The sequence below is a fragment of the Rhodococcus sp. 15-649-2-2 genome (assembly GCF_002258645.1).
In the GTDB taxonomy this organism is placed as follows: domain Bacteria; phylum Actinomycetota; class Actinomycetes; order Mycobacteriales; family Mycobacteriaceae; genus Rhodococcoides.
In genome coordinates this window covers 1-2535 of record NZ_NPFM01000050.1, presented here as the reverse complement: position 1 = coordinate 2535, position 2535 = coordinate 1, and the positions used below count along the sequence as shown (strand labels likewise).

At 60.7% G+C, this 2535-nt stretch carries 1 protein-coding gene; it reads left to right on the top strand.

What is annotated here, in order from left to right; all coding sequences use genetic code 11:
* Positions 1 to 12: 12 nt before the first annotated feature.
* On the top strand, positions 13 to 2535 hold a 2523-nt coding region (locus CH305_RS28650), incomplete at its 3' end, for a condensation domain-containing protein (protein WP_254924357.1).

Genomic DNA, 2535 nt, shown 5'->3' with positions numbered 1-2535 from the left:
TCGCTCTCTGCGATGCGTGTCGTAGCCGCCGTGCAGGAAACCTTCGACTGTGAAATCAGCGTCCGTGCACTCATGGAAGCCCCCACCGTAGCGGGCCTGGCTCGTGTGGTGGGTGGAGGACAGTCGGGCACCAGGCAAATCTGGGAGCCATATGCGCGTCCGGCCCAGTTGCCGCTGTCGTTCGCCCAGCGTCGGTTGTGGTTCATCCATCAGCTAGAGGGACCATCGGCGACATACAACATCCCTCTGGTACTACGCCTAATCGGTCTACTCGACGTCGACGCGCTGACCCTGGCGGTTGCCGATGTCGTAGCCCGGCACGAGAGTGTTCGCACAGTGTTTCCCGCTACGGCTGGCGTGCCCGAGCAGTGCATTCTCGATGCCTCTGAAGGGCTTGTCGCCTGCAAAGTCATCGACGCCACCAACTGGACCGATCAACAGTTGGATGAGGCGGTCGGTATTGTCACCCGCCACGCCTTCGACTTAGAAACCGAGATTCCCTTTCGTGCAAGGCTTTTCGCAGTCTCGACCACGGAACACCATCTGGCCCTGGCAATGCACCACATCGCCGCCGACGGATCATCTCTCTCGCCGCTGGTTCGCGACCTGACTACCGCATATCAGGCCCGCACCACCCGGACGGAGCCAGGCTGGGAGCCGTTGCCCGTTCAGTACGCCGACTTCACAATCTGGCAGCACAAGCTCCTCGGCGAGGCCGACGATCCTAATACCCGATCTGGTCGACAAACAGTTTTCTGGGAGCGGAACCTCGCTGGATACGCGGGACTGCTGGAGCTTCCCACGGACCGGCCTTACCCCGCCGTCGCCAACCATCAGGGCGGCCAAGTCGTCGTCGAATGGCCCGCCGAACTGCAGGAACTCGTGCGGGTTGTGGCGCGGGAACGCAATGCGACGACGTTCATGGTGATGTCGGCGGCGCTTTCGGTGCTGTTGGCGCGTTTGAGCGGGAGCGCGGATGTGGCGTTCGGGGTGCCGACGGCGGGGCGGGGGCGAACCGAGTTTGACGGCATGGTCGGGTTTTTCGTCAACACGCTGGTGTTGCGTACGCGGGTTTCAGCCGAGATGAACTTCGGTGATTTGTTGGAGGAGGTACGGGAGCGGAGCCTGGACGCGTTCGCGAACCAAGATGTGCCGTTCGATGCGCTTGTCGAGCGCCTCAATCCGGTCCGTACGCAGGCTCACCATCCGTTGATCCAAATCCTGTTCGCCTGGCAAAACGTCACCCTGCCCGATCTGTCTCTGCCAGGTCTCGACATTTCCCCGCAGCGCACGGACACCTTGACCGCTCGAATGGACTTGACTTTCAGCCTGCGTGAGCGGTTCGACAACTCCGGCCGTCCCATAGGCATTGGGGGTCTGGTCGAGTACCGCACCGACGTCTATGACGCCGAAACTGTAAAACAACTTGTTACCCGCTGGCAGCGGGTGCTCACGACGATGCTCGCCGGCACGGACCGCTCGGTGGCGTCAATCGACTTGCTTGACGAGAGAGAACTGACGCAGCTGGACGCCCTCGGAGCGCGGTCAGTGCTAAATGAATCGATCGTGGACCCCGCGATTCCGGAGTTGTTCGCCGAGCAGGTGAGGGTGCGGCCGGACGTCATAGCGGTGGTGTTCGAGGGTCGGTCGTGGACGTATCAGGAGTTGGACGACACATCGACGCAGTTGGCTCATTTGTTGGCTGGGCGTGGGGTGGGAGTAGAGGACGTTGTTGCACTGTTGCTGCCACGTTCGGAACACACTGTGATAGCCATACTTTCGGTGCTGAAGCTGGGTTCTGCTTACTTGCCGATCGACATCAACACCCCTGACGAGCGCCTGGCATTCGTTCTACAAGACGCTGCGCCGGCCGCGATTTTGACCACGGTGAGCCTCGCTGGTCGCGTCAGTAAGTCCGGGGTCCCACTGATAGATGTCGAGGATCCCAAGGTCGCTGAACAGCCGACGACGACGTTGCCGGTGCCGAATGCTGACCTCCTCGCGTACATCATCTACACCTCAGGAACGACAGGCACACCCAAAGGCGTCGGCATCACACAAACGAACGTCACCCAGACCTACGCAGCTTCGGAACATGCTTTCAAACATTCCCCAGATCAGGTGTGGTCGATGTTCCATTCGTACTCGTTCGATGTGTCGGTGTGGGAGATGTGGGGCGCTCTGCTGCACGGCGGCCGCTTGGTGATCATCCCTGAGCATGCCGCCCGCTCCGCAACGGACTTTCACCGAATCCTGGTAGACGAGCAGGTCACCACCGTCAACCAGACCCCGTCCGCACTCGAGATGCTCTCGCCCGAGGGAATAGATCAAGTAAGGACCATTTTTGTGGGGGGTGAGGCATGCTCGCCCGAACTTGTCGATCGGTGGGCTTCAGGCCGAGAAATGATCAATGGCTACGGGGAGACAGAGACGTTCTACGCCTCTATGAGTGCGCCCATGAAGCCTGGTCATGGAGCTCCTATCGGTACGCCGGTGCCGGGTGATGCGTTGTTTGTGTTGGATTCCGGTTTGCGG